Below are 17,205 nucleotides of genomic sequence, written 5' to 3' on the forward strand. Positions count from 1 at the left end.
GATAGCTCGCATTTTCTTGGGATCGGCTCTTGGCGTGTGTTCCGCACGATCCTAGAATCCCGCCAACTCTGGCGTGGCGTGCGGGCGAGGCGGTCCGGGAGGAATCATGCACCGTTATGGCTGACGACACTCGACATTCGCCGTGCTGGAACTGGGCGATGAACGACCGGGAGAGGGGCGTTTTCGTTCCGCTTCGCCGTTTCTGGCTGCGAATGACGTCGTCGCGCCTGGTGTTGCTGCCGTTCTCCCGTCTACCCGCAGCATCACTTCCGCTGCTTTTTACCGAATGCCGCAGCCTGCTGAGCACCTTCACCGGTCTCGCTCGCGATGTCGCACTGGCCGCGAGCTTTTATTCCGCTCTGGCCCAAGAATGGCTCCGCTCGACAGCGAGAACGCCTCATCTCATGCGGTGATGCCAGTGCCCGTAACCGGCGGGCCGTCTCCGGTGATCCGACTGGACGTGATCACTTTCCACGCTGGGCGACGATTTGTGCGCGAATGAACGCGCCGAATCTCTTCACTTTCACTGAATCCCCCCACGGGCTTCTGACGGAGTCAGTCTCTCCATGGCGACTATTCTGGAATCTGCGGTCGATCGCGAAGTCTCAATTTATCGTTCTGCCCGACCGGTCGTGGGCTTCGCACAGGCGAAGGACCTCGCAGCCGAACATGGAACGCCGCTACTCTGCTTCTCCCGCTCCGTCGTCGGTCAGAACTACGATCTCCTCTGCCGGGGGCTGCCCGGCGTCGAGTTTTTCTACGCGGCGAAGTCGAATCCGAACGCGACGATCCTGACGACGCTCCGCGAGGCCGGGTGCTCCATCGACGTCTGCTCGGTGGGCGAATTGCAGGCCGCGCTGGCGGCCGGTTTTACTCCCTCGCAAATGCTTCACACGCATCCCTGCAAGACCCTGACGAATTTGAAGACCTGTTACGACGCCGGACTCCGGTGGTTCGTCTACGACAACTCGACCGAACTCCGCAAGATGCACGAACAGACGCCGGACGTGACGCTGCTGCTGCGGATCGCGATGACGAGCGCCTCGAGTCTGATTAACCTGTCGGCGAAGTTCGGCTGCGCTCCCGCCGAGGCGGTCCGGCTGCTCGAAGAGGCTCGTCGACTGGGAATGCGGGTCAACGGCATCTCATTCCACGTCGGATCGCAGACCACGTCACCCGACGACTACGACACGGCTCTGCGGATCGCCCGCAGCATTTTCGACCAGGCGGCCGAGCGCGGCATCGAACTGGAGGTACTCGACATCGGCGGCGGTATGCCGGCCCCGTACAGAGAGTCGGTCCTGACGCTCGAAGCCTATTGCGACGTGGTTCAGCAGTCGCTCGAATCGCACTTCGGCGACCTGCCGGTTCGAATCATTGCCGAGCCGGGACGCGTGATCTCGGCGAACTCCGCCACGCTGGTGACGCAGGTGATCGGCAAGTCGGTCCGTCCGAACGGTTCGACGCAGTACATTATCGACGACGGCCTCTACGGATCGTTCTCGGGCAAGGTGTTCGATCACACCGACTTCCCGATCCTCGCGGAGGACGCGATGGTCCGTCCGACCTATCCCTGCGTAGTCGCGGGCCCGACGTGCGATTCGACGGATATCGTCTGCCGTGATCAGGACCTGCCGGACCTGGATATCGGCGAACTGCTGCTGGTGCCAACGATGGGGGCCTACACCAACGCCAGCGCGTCGACCTTCAATGGCCTCGATCTGGCCAGGCAGATCAGCGTCGAATAGTCGCCGTGCGCCCTGTCGGAATTCAGTGCGGTCCGGCCAGAATGGCCGGGCCGTCTGCATTGGGAAGGGCATCCAATCAGCCGGGTCACAGCGGGCGCAACTCCAGGGCAGCCCGCGTTTCGGCATCGGGGAAACCCAGAGTCCGCCAGCGCGGCGGGTACGCGTCCTCGACGCCTTCCAGAAGGTCGCCGGCCAGCGTCTGCAGCCGATCCCAGTCCGTCGCCCCGAAGGCGGTCTGGCCGTCGTTTGACATCAGCACGACCTGACGCGTTCGCGGCAGCAGGGAGTCGATCCCTTCGATCCACAGACAGTAGCTGATGACCTCTCCCGAGTCGGACTTCCGGATTCCTTCGTAGGACGCGACGAAAATGTCGTTCCCCTCCTGCTCGTTGTCGCGTTCCAGGATCTCCTTCTGGCAGCCGTACTCCTCGGCGAGCGAGCGAATTTCCAGCAGGGTGAAGTCGGCTGCCGCGGGGTGGTCGTCCGGCGGCAACCAGGTCTCCCAGTTCTCGCCGATCAGGCAGAGCGGAATGCCCGACAGCGGCCGGGCGGAATCCAGGTCCTTGAGAGCCAGTTTCGCAATCACCGCCAGCCCGTCGGCGTCGTCTGAGCCCGTGATGTGCAGCGAGTCGCGGTGCGATGCAATCACCACGGGATTTCCCGAGACCTCCAGCTCGCGAATGAAATCCAGGAGCAGCAGACGGGCCGCGTTGTAGCAGTCCCCGGCCAGCAGGCTGTAAGTCCCATTGCCGATCTTTGCGTAACCGGTCATGCCGGCTTCGCGCAGATTATCGACCGCGGCTTCGAAGGCTTCGAATTCCGTGACGCCCCAGCTTTCCAGGTCTTCCCGGGACAGCGTCCGCATACTCTCCGGCAGATCGTAGACCAGTCCTGCGGCGAGGTGGTCGCCGAGCAGGTGGTAGGCGGCGGTTGTGGGCGTTTCCGCCCGGCTTTGCAGTTGGCGCAGCGTCAGTTCGTAGAAACTCCTGGGGCGCACGACGGGGCGCAGGTCGTGCCTTGCCGAGTCAAAGTCCTCCGGCAGTTCCTTCAGGTAGGAGAGCGAGCCCCGGATCACGTTCTGCAGATGCTTCCGGCGCAAGGAGCGCGGCAGCTCGCAGTGTTCGGCGAAGACGTTGTGCAGGTTGCACGCGCCGCCGGGTTTGCCGTCGTCGTCAAAGAACTGGATGCGAAACTCGTCGGGCTGGTACTCGGCCCGCCGCCTGTCGCCGGCTCGCCGCAACCCGCGCAACACCTGGCGGGCGAAACCATCTCGAGACGGCGACCGGAAGAGAAAGTCGAGCCAGCCCATCTGGCGATTCCCGTGCTGCGTCGATTGTCTGCTGCGTCACCGGCCCACAGCCAGGTCGACTCCGTACTTCTCGATCATCCGCTGACGGACCTTGTCCCGTTCCTGGGAGATCATCGACCAGACCTCCGCCCGCTGTTTGGCGCCGCTCGCCACGGCAGTGGCCTGTTTCTCGCGGACGTCCGCAAGGTTGCTGGTCACATTGTAGGAATTTGGCTGATAGCCGGCCGACCACCAGCCGGCGGACACCTGGCCCGGCTGGAAGTGCATGTTATAGGTCACCGCCTGCTGCAGGGCATTGACTTCGATCTGCACGCCGCGGAGCGAAGCCCCCAGCGCCTGCAGCTTGGCGCTCATTGATCCGCCGTAGGCCAGCAGTTCCGGATCGACGCCTGCCGTCGGCAACTGATCGATTTTGCGGCCGAATGTTTCGAACCAGGTGGCGATCCGGGCCTGATCGCCCGATTTGCGCGAGGCTTTCTGCAAGTCGTCCAGACAGCGGTTGACCGCCTGGAAATACCGGCGGGATTCGGCGGTGGCTCCTCGCTGCGTGTTGTTCGCGACTTCCACGGTCGCGCTGGCCGCTGCCGGATGGGGCGCCGTAATCAATGACACTACCCGCCGTAAAGCTTCGTCGGGCAGCTCCGTCGTCAATTGAAACGAACTGCCGATGACGACGCCGTCTGCAGACTCGAATTCCTCGATGGCGGAACCCGCGTCGGCCATGACGTCCAGCAGGACCCCTTTGAGCCTGGTCGCTTCCGGAGGGAGCGGGGCGTCGAAGTCGAGTCGCAACGTCGCCATGGTGAGATCCTCGACGTGGATCGCCATGCGGATCCCCCGCAAGCCGCCCAGAACCTGCGACAGCCGGGCCTGAACCGCCGTCTGGCCCTTCAGCGACGGCGCCGCTTCAACCCGGGCTTTCAGAAAGTCGGGTTCGAACAGATCCTGCAGATCGGCGGCGAGAATGACCTGCGGCCTGGAATCCGTCAGGGCTTCCTGCAGATAAGTTGAGAACTCCGGCTGCTGTTGCGAATGCAGTTCCTGGACCCACCGCGCGGTCGTCTGCCGGAATGCCGGACTGACCACGCCGATCAGCGTCTCTTCGAGTTTGACGAAATAGCAGTTGCGCGGCGACAGGACGGCGGGCGAGCCGTGCAGATCCTGAACCGTCGACTTTTCCCGTTCCGCGATCTGCTGCATGTTGATCGGTACGGCCGATTTCAGCAGCGCCACCGACCAGGAGCCGTCGGGTTGGCCGGGATGCAGGTGCGAGGCTCGAATCAGCACCTCCGCGGCGGGGGGCAGCACCGCCGCGCCAGCCAGAAACTGCTCGCGCGACTTGCCCTCCCAGTCCTCGCGCGTCCCGCGGGGGCTGTCGAGCAGTCCGCGGACGCGAATGACGCTGGCCGCGTTGACGTCCCGCGGGATCGCCTTCAGCAGCGGCGAGACTTCATCCTGGCCGCTCGCTCCGCCGGTCAGGCCGAACGCCGCCCACGCCGCCCACGCCGCCCACATCCAGACGATTCCCAGTTTTCGCATCGCGCTGCACTCCCGTCCGCTCAGGCTGCCGTCGACCGGTGCCATTTCCGAAGAATGGCTTGTCGTTCAGCAGGCTAGGCTGCCGATTCCTCCAGAACAAGCGTTCGGACGACGGAATTCCCAGGAGACCGCGAGGGCCGGTCATGCGGCTATTGCGATGAAAAGCCCGGCGATTGCGCCAGGATCTGTTCGAGCCGCGTGGGAAGATCTGGAGCGGCGCCATCCAGCACGCAAGCGTCGGCCCGCTCCTGAACCGTCAGCGGCTCGACGGATCGCAACTGTTGACGAATGACTTCACCGGTCGCGTCCGAGGCGTCCGTCGACGTCGCCCGTCGGACTGCGATGCGTCGAATCAGCTCATTCTCAGTGGCGGCAAATTCGACTATCGCTGGCCGGAGTCCGCTGTCCGCCGCGATTCTGCAGAATCGTTCCCGCTCGCAATGCCTTAGAAATGTGGCGTCGACGACGACCGGAAAGCCCGCCGCCAGAATATCTCTCGCGATCGCCGCCAGTCGGCCGTAGGTTCGCTCCGTCGCGTCGGCCGAATAGAGACGAGGCAGTTGATCGTCGGGGGTGCCGACTTCCGCTTCGCGGTCGAAGAGTCGCTTGCGTTCGACATCGGAGCGGATTCGGATCGCCCCGCAGCGGTCGATCAGTGGCTGTGTACCACAAGTCTTTCCGCTGCCGGAGACGCCAAACGTGATTGCCAGCCATCGTGGTCGGGGTTTCGTCCACCGGACTGCGAGTTTCAGATATTCATTGCGTTCCCGCCGGAGTCGCTCCAGTTCGACGGGGTTGGCGTCGTCCTGAGAGCGTCGGATCTCTGCCACTTTCGCCCGGACTGTCGCCCGATAGACAACGTAATAGGGCAAGACCTCGAGCAAGCCGTAATCGCCGGTCCGCTCCAGGTAGCGATTGAGCAGCCGATGTGCAAACTCCGGAAAGCCGCGGTCTTCGAGGTCCATCACGCAGAACGCGACTTCGCTGGCGACGTCGATCCAGCGAAGCGATTCGCTGAACTCGATACCGTCGAAGATCACGATCTGTCCGTCGATCAGGACCATGTTTCCCAGGTGCAGATCGCCGTGACACTCGCGAATCTTTGCGGCGCGCCGACGGGCCTCGAAAATCTCCGCCAGCCGGGCGTGCTCCGCCTCGCACCACGCGGCGACGTGCTCGACCAGGCCGCGTTCTTCGCCCTGAAGATCCGGGCCGCGGAGCGATGCCAGATTCTCATCGACCGGGACGCGGACTGCGGCGGCCTGGCCGAAGGTGGTTTCCTGCCCGGCGGTCGCCACCGCAGCATGAAACTCGGCGAGCAGGTCGGCCAATCGGTCCATCGCCTCAATGGGGAGCCGGCGCCCGGCCAGCTCGCGACCCAGCAGGTGGGACTGGTCGAATCTCGCCATAACGACGGCGTATTCCCACGGCTCGCCGGAGCCGTCCAGTTCGGGGGCGTGCGGGGAACCGGTGATGGCCGCGGTTCGCAGATAGAGCTGCGGAGCAAGTCGTCCGTTCAGACGAAGTTCTTCCTCGCAATATTTCCGGCGCAGGGAGAGCGTCGAGAAGTCCAGGAAGCCGAAATTTACCGGCTTCTTAAGTTTGTAGGCGAAGGAGCCTGAGAGCAGCACCCAGGAGATGTGCGTCTCGATCAGCTCGACCGGCGCGCCGTCCCGTCGCTCCAGAAACTGCTGCAGCGCTGCAATCCACGCGGGCACTTCGATTCTCCCCAGGACCATCGGCCGACTGCAGTCTGGTCCATTCGGCCGGGGAGAACAAGGCGCTGGCGGGCCAGGGTTGCCTGCTCAGCGCAACCGTTCCTCGACGGAAGGATCGAGCGCCAGAGCTTGGGCGAGCTCCACTTCTGCAGCCTCCTTCTGTCCTGCCTGCTGGAGCTCGCGGGACTTCAGCAGGTGGGCCTCGGCGACGGCAGGATCGATCCGGCGGCAGGCGGCGAAATCGGCGAGCGCCGCGTCATATTTGCGCTGGGCGAGCAGTGCGTCGCCCCGCAGTGAGAAGGCTTCCGGGACGGGATCTCGCTCGATGATCTCGGTGCAGCTCGCGACGACTTGGTCGTATTTTTTCTGTTCCAGCGCTATCTGGCCACGAAGCAGCAGTCCGGGTGTGAACTGCGGCGACTTGTCCAGCGCCGCGGCGATGTCGCGTGCTGCGCTGTCGTCGTCGCGTCCTTTCCGGAAGTGCTTTGCCCGCTCGACGTACATTCCCGCATCTTCGGGGGAACGGGCCAGCCGGGCATTCCAGTCCGCCAGACGCTTCAGCCATTCGATCTTGTTCTGGTCGGCCTGGGCCTGATCGACGTTCCCCAGCTTCAGATAGACCTCGCGCCGGTGCTGATAGTACTTGGGATTCTTCGAATCGAGCGTCATGGCGTGCGTAAAGTCCGCAATCGCCGATGTGTAATCCCCCGCCCAGGCTTTCAGCAGTCCGCGATTGTTGAATCCGTTGACATAATCCGGTCGCAGTTTGAGGACGGTGTTGAAATCGCCGAGCGACGTTTCAATCTGTCGCAACTGCAGTCGCGAGAACCCCCGGTTGTTGTACGCGTCGACGTACTGCGGATTGATTTCAACGGCCCGGTTGAACTGCACGACGGCTTCGCTGTATTTCCGCTGCGCAATCAACAGCAGCCCCCGGTTGTTGTACGCCTGGGCGTACTCGGGATTCAGCCGGATCGCCTCATCCAGGTCCTTTTTCGCCCCGGCAAACTGCTGCAGTGACAGCAGCACGAAGCCTCGATTGTTGTAGAGTGCGGCCTCGCGTGGCGACAGCTCAATCGCCTTGCTGAAGTCCTCGGCGGCCAGGTCGTTCGTCCCCGATTGATGATACAGCCCCCCGCGCAGCCGATACCACGCGGGCTGCTGCGGCGCTGACTCAATCTCGCGGGTCACCAGGCTGATCGCTTCGGCGATATTTCGCTGGCGAATCGCCTCCGACAGTTCCGCGGGCCAGGGGAGGTCAGCCGCGGGCTTTGCGTCAAGATTCGGCGACTCGATCGGCTCGGTCGCGGCAGGCTTGGCGGAACTCGACGACACTTCCGGCGTCTTTGCCGAACCGCAGCCGAGACACACGACAACCGCCAGCAGCAGACTCAGGCGAGACATGAGCGACATCCTTGTCACCAGTTTCGACATCCATCCGGGTGTTTCCACCCGAACTCGTTGTTTGCAGCGGGGTTGTAACGCCAGTACGGCCGCCCGGTCAATGGCGGTTGCCGCAGGCCGCCCGCGATACGCTACGCGTCGGCTTCGCCCGTAACGTCTTTGCCTGAAGACTGTTGCAGCTTCTGGAGGAAGTCTTCGCTCAGCCCGGCCGCCCGGCGGGCTTCAGCCTGAAAGTCGTCTCCGACCGACTTCTCCGGCCGGAGCGGCCACTGCAGGTGCTGCGTGTACGCCTCCCAGTCGCTGAGATGCGCGGGTTTGAGTCTCCGCAGCCATTCGATCCCGAACCGGACGTGCTCGATTTCGTCCTTGTGGATCGCCCGCATCATCGCCGCGCTCTTGGGATCGTCGACCTTCAGAAAAAAGCCTTCAAACTCAACCGTATGATCCAGGTTCCGCCCTTCAAACGTCAGCGGCAACCCCGCCAGGTAGTCCAGGATGCTGGCAAACTGCAGAGCCTTCTTCCAGATGTAGCAATTCACCGGCAGCTCGCCGAACGCAATTCCGAGCGTCGCCCCCCGCTCCATATGCATCCGCGTGTGGCGCTGTTCGTCCTCCATGACCCGCGCCATTCCCAGGCGAAACTCCGTCGGCGCTTCGGGAAACGTCAACAGGACCCAGGCCATCACTTCGAGCGCCTGCAGCTCATGATTCGCCATGATGTGATGCGCAATCGCACGCCGTCGCGGATCGCCGAAAGTCTCCGGATGCGGCATCGCAGGCGCTGTCCGCCGGGGAGCAAACTTCAGATTGGCCGGTCTGCCGGGTTCCAGTATCCGCAGCGCCGGCCCCGGCGAATCATCCGTGAACGGCTCTCGCACCCGTTCGAGTTTGACCTCCAGCGACTCCGACAGCAGCACCCGCTCCGCAAACGTCCGCAGTTCCATGCTGTGTTGCTACCGGTCGGGTGAAGTCTGGGGGCGTTTCGGCGGTCGCGAGGTGCGGGTGGCCGGGGCAGGAGCGTCTTCGCGATGCCCCGGATTCAGAAGACCGGGGCTTCCCTTCGGTCCAGCCCTGGCCACCCGATGTCTGGCGACTCTGCAACGACCCGGCGGCTCATGTGTCTTTGTCTCTGCTGTCTGCTATCCCCGCCCGCCTTCGCAACACGTTTCGCAGATTGCGTGGCATTGCGAGCAGACCAGCTTGTGCCGGATCTCCATCAGCCCGCCGCCGCACACCGGGCAGACACAGAAGGATCCGACGTCACCCGTCGACTCGCCCGCAGGCGGCGTGGAGCCGGTTTCCGTCTGCGGATTCTGCGGTGCGTCGTGCATGGCATCCCTTCCTCGGTCTGAACTTCTCAATGGGTGGCTGGCGTCGGAGTCCGCGACGACTTAGAGCTGCGAGTCCGTTACGCCCCGCCTGCAATCAGCTTGATCGCGCGGATCACATAGACGTACCCGCTCCACACCGTCACCGCGACCATCGTCCACAGCGACACGTCGCGAGTCACTGCAAACCAGGGCAGATCTTTGAACAGCGGATCGAGCGACAGCATCGCCATCGTCGCCGCCGCGCACTGCAGAAACATCTTCAGCTTGCCGCTGGCCGACGCCGAAAAGTCCGCTCCCCGCTGCTCCAGAAAACCGCGCAGGCTGGTGACCAGCATCTCGCGCCCGATCACGATCAGCACCATCCACGGATTGACGCCCGAGTCCTTGTGGATCAGCAGAAACAGGAACGCGCCCCCGGTGATGAACTTGTCCGCAAACGGATCCAGAATCCGCCCCAGCGTCGTCACCAGCTTCCATTTGCGGGCGATCCAGCCGTCCAGAATGTCGGTCAGCACCGCAAACACGAACAGCCCGGCGCACCAGGTCCACTCGATCCCCGCGGACATCAGCCCGAACAGCACCAGCGACAGCGCCAGCCTCGCAATCGTGATTGCGTTCGGCACATTCAGCGATTGCTCACGCGGGGCGGTGCTCATGGCGGTCCATCATTCGGGAGAAACGATCGGCAGCGAGACCGCCGGGACGGCAGCCGCCGCCGGGGTCTCCTCGGCGTCCGCAGCAATCGCGACGCCGACCAGATCGTAATCCCGCCGCTCGACGATCTCCACCGGGACGAACTGCCCCACCTGCAGGTTCTCGCCCGAAACGTAAACCACGCCGTCAATTTCGGGAGCATCGCAGAAGAATCGCCCGGACCAGACGCCGTCGCCGACTTCCTCGTCGATCAGAGCGTCGAGCTCGTAGCCGACCAGCGATTCCTGGCACTCGAACGCAATCTGCTGCTGCAGCGCCATCAGCTCGTCCCGCCGGGCAATCTTCACCTCTTCCGGCAAATGATCGGGCAGTTTCACTGCCGGCGTCCCCGGCTCCAGCGAGTACGGAAAAGCTCCCATGCGCTCGAAGCGCGTCTCCCGGACGAAGTCCTTGAGTTCCTCGAACTGGGCGTCGGTCTCGCCGGGGAAGCCCACGACGAAGGTCGTTCGCATCACCAGGTTCGGGATCCGCTCCCGCAGCTTGCCGACCAGCTCGATCGTCTGCGCTCCGTTCACCCGGCGCTGCATCCGCTTGAGCATCGTGTCGTTGATGTGCTGCAGCGGCATGTCGAGGTACGGCAAAATCTTCGACGAACCGGCGATCGTGTCAATCAGCGCGTCTGTGAAATTGATCGGATACAGGTACATCAGCCGGATCCACTCGATCCCATCGACCTGCTCCAGCTCTTTCAGCAGCTCCATCAGCCGGACTCTGCCGTACAGATCGAGTCCGTAGTAGGTCGTGTCCTGGGCGACGAGGATCAGTTCCTTGACGCCGTCCGCCGCGAGTTCTCTGGCCTCCGCGATGACCATTTCGATCGGCTTGGTGATGTGCTTGCCGCGCATCTTGGGGATCGAGCAGAACGTGCAGGTCCGGTCGCAGCCTTCGGAGATCTTCAGATAGGCGTAGTGATTCGGCGTAATCCGCAGCCTGGCCCGGTCGTCCATCGCCTTGACCGGAGCCGGCCGGAACAGCTCCCGCTGCTCGCGGGCCCCGCCGATCAGGTGGTCGGCCACTCGGTTGATCTCATCCCGGCCGAAGACGCCGACGATGTGATCGATCTCGGGCAGTTCATCCAGCAGAGCCGGCCCGATCCGCTCCGGCAGGCAGCCGGCGACGATCACCCCCCGCGTCTGCCCGGTCCGCTTGAGGTCGAGCATCTCGCGGATGACCGATTTCGACTCCTCGCGGGAGGACTCAATGAACCCGCAGGTGTTGACGATGACGAAATCGGCTCCCGACGGCTCGGAGACGAGGGCGTACCCGTCGAGCGCCAGCGTCCCCAGCATTTTCTCGCTGTCGACGAGGTTCTTGGGGCAGCCCAGGCTGACGAAGGCGTAAGTGCCCTTTGAGATTCTGGACTCATCAGGAATCTGAGAAGCGGATGGATCGAAAATCGGCAATTGATTCATTAACAAATTCACTTCAGCGAAATAGTTCAGCGATCTTTGCTTTCGAACGGAGTGTCCGATTCGAACTGGCTCGGGAGTGGGAGTCTTGCTCCGCACCACGGACAGAAACCGATCGGTATACAGCCACTGTGGTCCTTCCGGTCCAGCAACCCGTACAGTTCGAGTCCTTCAACGAACACGATCAACCGTTCGTCATCCGACTCGATCTCAAATTGCTTCGTCATACCCCAGCAGCAATATGGCTTCATCTAGTTCAGAGCTTTTTCTGCGGCCGAGACAATCTCTTCCGCAAGTTGAGGGTTGGATGCCAGGTGGTCCCAGTCAAGGCTGGGACAGAAGATATTCAGGACCCGAATCAGACTGGCCTGTTCACGTCCGTTACTCTCAATGCTGATGCGGCAGTCGTCGATCTCTTGAATGCAAGCACGCATCTCTTTGCGGAACTCGGGACGCAACTCGCATTCGGTCGCGAAGTGCTCGGATGCTTTCACTAGCAATTCGGTCAGTCTCTGTCGCTCCGACGGCGTTGGCATATTCTCACTGCAAATGAATCGTGAAAGTGCAACCAGCTACGCCTTCACGAAGGCGTAGGGCTCCTTGGCGGCAGGCTCGTGGTCGGTCGATTGCGTCACGGACAACTCTCGGGCAGGAAAGGACTTGCGCTGACGGCGACCCGTGCGGGGCAGGGGAGGCCGCCGATGGAATTCTACATTTTAACCGGGGGAGGGCAGAGTTGACAGGGGGGCCTAAGGCTCGAAATCACGAAATCACCGTCGTCCCGCGGCCGGCGATTCCAGCGGTTCAACGGACTCCATCAGCAAGAATGAAGCGTCATGCCACAGCGGCGGCTGTCCCGGGACTTCGCCAGCCGCTTGATAAACACGAACCAGCGATTTGCCCACAAGGATCATCTCCGGATGCCGGATCTCGAACGACTGACCGCTGGCCATATTGATCCGGAAGGGACGAAACGGCTCGGCGGTCACGTATTCCATCAGTCGAGGAGATGTCAGCATGGGCGAGACCTCACGTACGGAAGCGGGGCAAAAAGTGGCGGAGCCGCACGCTATTCTAGTCGTCTGGATAGTCATTGCGTAGTCCATTTCGCCTTGCCGCACTCGACCTGTTCCCGGAGTCTGCGAAGTTGTTCACTTCGGGTCGCTGGTGTCGCGAGTAACTCTCCGCCGACAAAGGGCTTGCGCCGGCCGAGGGCTCCTGCGGGGCAGGGCGGGCCGCGGATCGAGTTCTGGATTTTCCCCGTCGGTGGGCTGTGCTGACGGAACGGGCGCATTGGTTGCCTCGAACTGCCGAATCGTCCCTGTCAGCTCGTTGGCGCGTCCGAAGAAGCCTTTGAATTGCCTGAACGCGTGCCGCTATCCCAGCAGCCCCTGCACGACCTTGCCGTGGACGTCGGTCAGTCGATAGTCGCGGCCCTGAAAGCGATACGTGAGACGGCTGTGATCGATTCCCAGCAGGTGGAGCAGTGTGGCGTTGAGATCGTGGACGTGGACGGGCTGCTCGACGACGTTGCAGGAAAAGTCATCCGTTCGGCCATAGACCACGCCGGGCTTGATGCCTCCCCCTGCCAGCCACATCGTGAAGCAGCCGCCGTGATGGTCGCGACCGTAGTTCGTCGGCTCGAGCGCACCCTGGCTGTAGGCGGTGCGTCCGAACTCGCCTCCCCAGATCACGAGCGTCTCATCGAGCAGTCCGCGGCGTTCGAGGTCGTGCACGAGGGCGGCGGCGGGCTGGTCGACGTCGCGGCATTGCAGACGCAGATCGCTCGGCAGATTGTAATGCTGGTCCCAGCCGCGGTGATACAACTGCACGAACCGCACACCGCGCTCGACCAGTCTTCGGGCAAGCAGACAGTTCGCCGCGAACGTGCCAGGGCGCGACGACTCCGGACCGTAGAGATCGAATGCTTCGCGAGACTCCCCCGAGAGATCGGTCAGTTGAGGGACTGACGTCTGCATCCGATACGCCAGTTCGTACTGGGCGATCCGGGTGGCGATCTCGGGGTCGTGTTCGCGGGCGAGCGCGCGGCGATTGAAATCGGCGAGCAGATCGAGCTGGTCGCGCCGCAGAGTGGCGTTCAGTCCTGCCGGATTCGAGAGATACAGGACGGGATCGCCGGCCGAACGGAGCGCGACCCCCTGGTGATTCGAGGGCAGAAAGCCCGCTCCCCAGAGCCGGGCATAGAGGGGATCTGCCGGTCGGGCGGCGCTTCCCCGGGAAATCATGACGACGAAGGCCGGCAGGTCTGCGGTTTCTGCGCCCAGCCCATAGCTCGACCAGGCGCCGAAACTGGGGCGCCCGGGCTGCTGGTGGCCGGTCTGCAGCAGCGTCACGGCGGGGTCGTGATTGATCGCCTCCGTGTAGAGCGAGCGCACGATCGCGATCCGGTCGACAACGCCTGCCGTATGCGGCAGGAGCTCAGAGATCCAGGCTCCGTTGTCACCCTGCCTGATGAAGTTGAACTGCGATGCGGTGATGGGGAACGACTTCTGGCCGCTGGTCATTCCCGTGAGCCGCTGACTGTTGCGGACGGACTCGGGAAGCTCTTGTCCGTGCCGCTGTCTCAGGTCCGGTTTGTGATCGAACAGATCGAGCTGCGACGGGCCGCCGTGCATGAAGAGGGAAATCACCCGCTTGGCGCGAGCGGGGAAATGCGGCGCGGCGCCGGAGGTCAGACTCGCGGCCCGGGCATTCTCCGACAGGAGCGTCGAAGCGGCGATCGCGCCGAGCCCCAGCCCGGACTGCGTCAGGAAGGACCGCCGCGTTGCTGCTTCAGGAGTTGAGAATTCAAAAACCTTCATCGGCGGGTAATGGCCTCATCAAGGTTGAAGAGTGTGTGGACGAGGACCGTCCAGACGGCGAGTTCGACCGAGCCGTCCGGGGCGCCATCCGCTGAAACAAACCGCCGGGCGGCCAAAGGGTCCGACGTGTAGCGAGTGCGGACTCGGGCCAGGAACTTCTGCAGATCGGCCAGCTCATCCGCCGTGGGTTCACGCGACAGGACCGTGCGGATTGCTCGACCGATCCGATGCGGATCGGTGGCCGGAGTCGACAAGAGCGTCGCGGCGATTGCGCGGGCTGCTTCGAGATACGTCTCGTCATTCAGAAGCACCAATGCCTGCAGCGGGGTATTGGTCCGCGGTCGCTTGAGCGTGCATTTCTCGCGAGTCGGTCCGTCGAAGACCAGCAGCGCGGGGTGGGGCGACTGGCGTTTGTGGAACGTGTAGAGACTGCGGCGGTAGCGTCCCGAGCCCGGATCGACTTCCCAGGTGGATTCGCCGGCATAGGAAACTTCTTCCCAGAGCCCTGGCGGCTGGAAGGGCTTGACGCTCGGCCCGCCGACATCGGGAACCAGCAGCCCGGACGCGGCCAGCGCCTGGTCGCGGATCATTTCCAGCGGCATTCGAAAACGCGGCCCCCGCGCCAGCAGGCGGTTTTCGGGATCGATGACTTCCCCGTCGCGCAGCGTGAACAGCGACCGCTGGCGATAGGTCTGCGACGTGACGATCAGCCGCAGCATGGCCTTGGTATCCCAGCCGGTGTCACGATACGTGGCGGCAAGGAAATCGAGCAGAGCGGGATGGGTGGGGGGCTCACCCTGCGTTCCGAAATCGTTCGCTGTGCGGACGAGGCCTTCGCCGAAACACTGCCGCCAGAGTCGGTTCACGGCGACACGCGCGACCAGCGGATTGTCGGCCGACATCAGCCAGCGGGCCAGCCCCAGTCGGTTTTCCGGTGCGTCCGCGGGCCAGGGGGAGAGCGCTGCAGGGGTGCCGGGATGCACGCTCTCGCCAGGCTGATTGTAGACGCCGCGGAGCAGAATCTGCGTGGGACGGACCTCGGGGCGCTCGGCCATCACCAGCGCCAGCGGAATCGCCTCGCGGACGCCTTGCTCGGCGGCGCGGGCGGCTCGCAAAGCATCGCGAGCAGTCCGAGTTGCCACGTCGGCGCGGTGATCGATGTGGTCGTCGAGCAGCCACTCGACATCCCGTCCCGGCCGCTTGTCGGCCGGGCGTTCCAGGATGCCCCGAGTCCGTTCGCCGCGATACCAAACTGATATGGCCTCATCCGCCAGCGCGCCGGGAATCCAGCGGAATTCATCCAACCCGCCATAGAATCCCAGACCCTCGTCACGACGGGCGAGCCGGATCGGTTCTTCCGTAGCGATGGAGCCGCGCAGCGAATCCCGCCGGATCTCGGTTGCGACCGCCTGGCCGTTCAAAAACAGCCGAAGACCCTCCGCCCGCTGTGAGCCATCGTACCGCACGACGACGTGGTTCCAGGCATTAGCGGGCAGTTTGTCGCGGGAAACGACTTCGATCCCGACCTCGCCCCAGCGATGGACCAGATGGACGCCGATCCGCCCCTTCTGCCACAGAACTTCGATTCCGCGCCGGTCGCCGGCCGGCTCGATTTTCGAAACCGGGCACCCCAGCGATTTCTCCGACATCAGCCAGATCCCGAGTGTCCAGGGTTCGTCGACGGAAAACGGGAAATCGTCGACCTCGATGTGCTGCGTCGCATCAAACCTGAGGCCTTCGTCCCGAATGCCGGCCGCAGGCTTCAGCGGGGTTCCCACGGAGCGCGATCCGGCATCCGCAATGCCATTGAGCGACAAGTGAATCGCAGGCGGAATTCCATCCGGTTTCCCAGGCAACGGAGCCAGCGCGGCGAGGATTTCGCCTTCACGGGCGGCAAGGTCCGTCACCGCGGCCGCCCGCAGCGGTGCGAATGCGCTCTTCGCCTGCGCGGTCGCAGCCTCCAGCTCTGTCAGCCGTCGCTGCTGGTCGGCATTCGGGACCGAGATTCTAGGCGGTGCATCGTGGCCGACGAGCAGTCCCTGTTCGGGAACGTTATTGAAGAAGGCGAAGAGCTGGTAATACTCGCGCTGCGAAATCGGGTCGTACTTGTGATCGTGGCACTGCGCGCAGCCGACGGTCAGTCCGAGCCACGTCGCCGTCGTCGTCTCGACGCGATCCGCGACGTACTCGATGCGGTATTCCTCGTCAATCAGCCCCGTTTCGTCGTTGGTCATGTGGTTGCGGTTGAAGCCGGTCGCGATGCGCTGTGAGATCGTGGCCTCCGGCAGCAGATCCCCGGCGAGCTGTTCGACGGTGAACTGGTCGAACGGCAGATTGCGATTAAATGCGTCGATGACCCAGTCCCGCCAGAGCCACATCTGACGCGGCTTGTCGCCGAAATAGCCGTCGGTGTCGGCGTAGCGGGCTGCGTCGAGCCAGTCGACCGCCATCCGCTCGCCAAAGTGGGGTGAAGCGAGCAACTGGTCGACCGTCGCTTCCCACGAGGCACGCCGGGCAAGTTCAAGTTCCTCCACGGTCGGCGGCAGCCCGATCAGATCGAAGTAGACGCGGCGGATCAGAGTGTCGCGGTCCGCGGAAGGGGCGATTGTCGTTCCATGTTCGGCGAGCTGCGCGGCGACGAATGCATCAATCGGATGCGTGACCCCCTCCACCTGCGGAACGGAGGGCTTGAGGATCGGTTCGAAGGCCCAGTGCCGCTGGTAGGTCGCTCCCTCGGCAATCCACCGCTTCAGGCGATCGATCTCGGCGGAAGTGGGACGCTTGTCGGTCGGGTGCGGCGGCATCTGCAAGGCAGCATCGCCGGTCGTCAGGCGGGCGATCAGCGCGCTCGCTTCCGGCTTGCCGGGCACAATTGCGATGTCGCCGGACTCCGCGGGCGAAATCGCGGCGGCCCGCTCATCCAGGCGGAGGCCGGCCTGCCGCGCCTGTTCGTCAAATCCGTGGCACTTCCAGCAATGCTCGGACAGAATCGGCCGGATCTCCCGATTGAATGAGATCGGTTCTGCGGCCGAAGAATGGGCTCCGACCGGACCGAACAGGCCGGCGAACAGCAGAACTACCGCGCCAGGGCCGTATCGCAGCGCAACGGCAGGCGGTGCATCGGTCGTCACGGCGGGACTCCCAGCTCACATCACGGAGCGTTGATGAGTATACCCGGGCGACTGTCGTGATGAAACGCCCTTCCTTGCTG

General features: G+C 63.6%; 14 protein-coding genes. 1 reads left to right on the top strand and 13 read right to left on the bottom strand.

Annotation, left to right across the window (positions count from 1 at the left end; translation table 11 throughout):
- Window positions 1-566 precede the first annotated feature (566 nt).
- Window positions 567-1,748, top strand: coding sequence for a type III PLP-dependent enzyme (locus tag SH412_RS09005; protein ID WP_336523176.1), 1,182 nt, complete (start codon window positions 567-569; stop codon window positions 1,746-1,748).
- An 85-nt stretch (window positions 1,749-1,833) separates the two neighbouring features.
- Here SH412_RS09005 and SH412_RS09010 read toward each other — a convergent pair whose 3' ends face one another.
- From SH412_RS09010 to SH412_RS09065, 13 genes are all read right to left on the bottom strand, one after another.
- A complete protein-coding gene (locus SH412_RS09010) occupies window positions 1,834-3,057 on the bottom strand; it encodes a DUF1444 family protein (RefSeq protein ID WP_336523177.1) in 1,224 nt (407 codons plus the stop codon).
- 36 nt (window positions 3,058-3,093) lie between these two features.
- Complete coding sequence (locus SH412_RS09015; RefSeq protein ID WP_336523178.1) at window positions 3,094-4,596, bottom strand: hypothetical protein; 1,503 nt, start codon at window positions 4,594-4,596, stop codon at window positions 3,094-3,096.
- Window positions 4,597-4,745: 149 nt separating this feature from the next.
- Entirely contained in the window at window positions 4,746-6,314 is a 1,569-nt protein-coding gene (locus SH412_RS09020; RefSeq protein ID WP_336523179.1) for a bifunctional aminoglycoside phosphotransferase/ATP-binding protein, read from the bottom strand.
- A gap of 87 nt (window positions 6,315-6,401) precedes the next feature.
- Complete coding sequence (locus SH412_RS09025; RefSeq protein WP_336523180.1) at window positions 6,402-7,718, bottom strand: tetratricopeptide repeat protein; 1,317 nt, start codon at window positions 7,716-7,718, stop codon at window positions 6,402-6,404.
- Window positions 7,719-7,849: 131 nt separating this feature from the next.
- Complete coding sequence (locus tag SH412_RS09030) at window positions 7,850-8,662, bottom strand: ferritin-like domain-containing protein (protein WP_336523181.1); 813 nt, start codon at window positions 8,660-8,662, stop codon at window positions 7,850-7,852.
- Window positions 8,663-8,857: 195 nt separating this feature from the next.
- Window positions 8,858-9,049 carry a hypothetical protein gene (locus tag SH412_RS09035; protein WP_336523182.1) on the bottom strand — a complete coding sequence of 64 codons (192 nt, stop codon included), beginning with the start codon at window positions 9,047-9,049 and terminating at the stop codon, window positions 8,858-8,860.
- Between the two features lie 77 nt (window positions 9,050-9,126).
- A complete protein-coding gene (pgsA, locus tag SH412_RS09040) occupies window positions 9,127-9,705 on the bottom strand; it encodes a CDP-diacylglycerol--glycerol-3-phosphate 3-phosphatidyltransferase (protein WP_336523183.1) in 579 nt (192 codons plus the stop codon).
- 9 nt (window positions 9,706-9,714) lie between these two features.
- Window positions 9,715-11,175 (bottom strand): 30S ribosomal protein S12 methylthiotransferase RimO, encoded by a 1,461-nt coding sequence (gene rimO, locus SH412_RS09045; protein ID WP_336523184.1) that lies wholly within the window; start codon window positions 11,173-11,175, stop codon window positions 9,715-9,717.
- A 26-nt stretch (window positions 11,176-11,201) separates the two neighbouring features.
- Complete coding sequence (locus SH412_RS28580) at window positions 11,202-11,423, bottom strand: DUF6980 family protein (RefSeq protein ID WP_419555775.1); 222 nt, start codon at window positions 11,421-11,423, stop codon at window positions 11,202-11,204.
- Window positions 11,424-11,666, bottom strand: coding sequence for a hypothetical protein (locus tag SH412_RS09050; protein ID WP_336523185.1), 243 nt, complete (start codon window positions 11,664-11,666; stop codon window positions 11,424-11,426).
- Between the two features lie 276 nt (window positions 11,667-11,942).
- Window positions 11,943-12,191: a hypothetical protein gene (locus SH412_RS09055; RefSeq protein WP_336523186.1), complete on the bottom strand. Its 249-nt coding sequence runs from the start codon at window positions 12,189-12,191 to the stop codon at window positions 11,943-11,945.
- A 357-nt stretch (window positions 12,192-12,548) separates the two neighbouring features.
- Window positions 12,549-13,994, bottom strand: coding sequence for a DUF1501 domain-containing protein (locus SH412_RS09060; protein ID WP_336523187.1), 1,446 nt, complete (start codon window positions 13,992-13,994; stop codon window positions 12,549-12,551).
- Window positions 13,991-17,125 (bottom strand): DUF1553 domain-containing protein, encoded by a 3,135-nt coding sequence (locus tag SH412_RS09065; protein WP_336523188.1) that lies wholly within the window; start codon window positions 17,123-17,125, stop codon window positions 13,991-13,993. The genes SH412_RS09060 and SH412_RS09065 overlap by 4 nt, the downstream gene beginning before the upstream one ends.
- Window positions 17,126-17,205 lie beyond the last annotated feature (80 nt).

Origin of the sequence: Planctellipticum variicoloris (genome assembly GCF_030622045.1) — a bacterium.
In the GTDB taxonomy this organism is placed as follows: Bacteria; Planctomycetota; Planctomycetia; order Planctomycetales; family Planctomycetaceae; genus Planctellipticum; species Planctellipticum variicoloris.

Excerpts from the sequence above, each read along its gene's own strand:
- SH412_RS09005 (WP_336523176.1), top strand. The coding sequence starts at position 567 with ATGGCGACTATTCTGGAATCTGCGGTCGATCGCGAAGTCTCAATTTAT.
- SH412_RS09010 (WP_336523177.1), bottom strand. The coding sequence starts at position 3,057 with ATGGGCTGGCTCGACTTTCTCTTCCGGTCGCCGTCTCGAGATGGTTTC.
- SH412_RS09015 (WP_336523178.1), bottom strand. The coding sequence starts at position 4,596 with ATGCGAAAACTGGGAATCGTCTGGATGTGGGCGGCGTGGGCGGCGTGG.
- SH412_RS09025 (WP_336523180.1), bottom strand. The coding sequence starts at position 7,718 with ATGTCTCGCCTGAGTCTGCTGCTGGCGGTTGTCGTGTGTCTCGGCTGC.
- SH412_RS09030 (WP_336523181.1), bottom strand. The coding sequence starts at position 8,662 with ATGGAACTGCGGACGTTTGCGGAGCGGGTGCTGCTGTCGGAGTCGCTG.
- SH412_RS09035 (WP_336523182.1), bottom strand. The coding sequence starts at position 9,049 with ATGCACGACGCACCGCAGAATCCGCAGACGGAAACCGGCTCCACGCCG.
- pgsA (WP_336523183.1), bottom strand. The coding sequence starts at position 9,705 with ATGAGCACCGCCCCGCGTGAGCAATCGCTGAATGTGCCGAACGCAATC.
- rimO (WP_336523184.1), bottom strand. The coding sequence starts at position 11,175 with ATGAATCAATTGCCGATTTTCGATCCATCCGCTTCTCAGATTCCTGAT.
- SH412_RS28580 (WP_419555775.1), bottom strand. The coding sequence starts at position 11,423 with ATGAAGCCATATTGCTGCTGGGGTATGACGAAGCAATTTGAGATCGAG.
- SH412_RS09055 (WP_336523186.1), bottom strand. The coding sequence starts at position 12,191 with ATGCTGACATCTCCTCGACTGATGGAATACGTGACCGCCGAGCCGTTT.
- SH412_RS09060 (WP_336523187.1), bottom strand. The coding sequence starts at position 13,994 with ATGAAGGTTTTTGAATTCTCAACTCCTGAAGCAGCAACGCGGCGGTCC.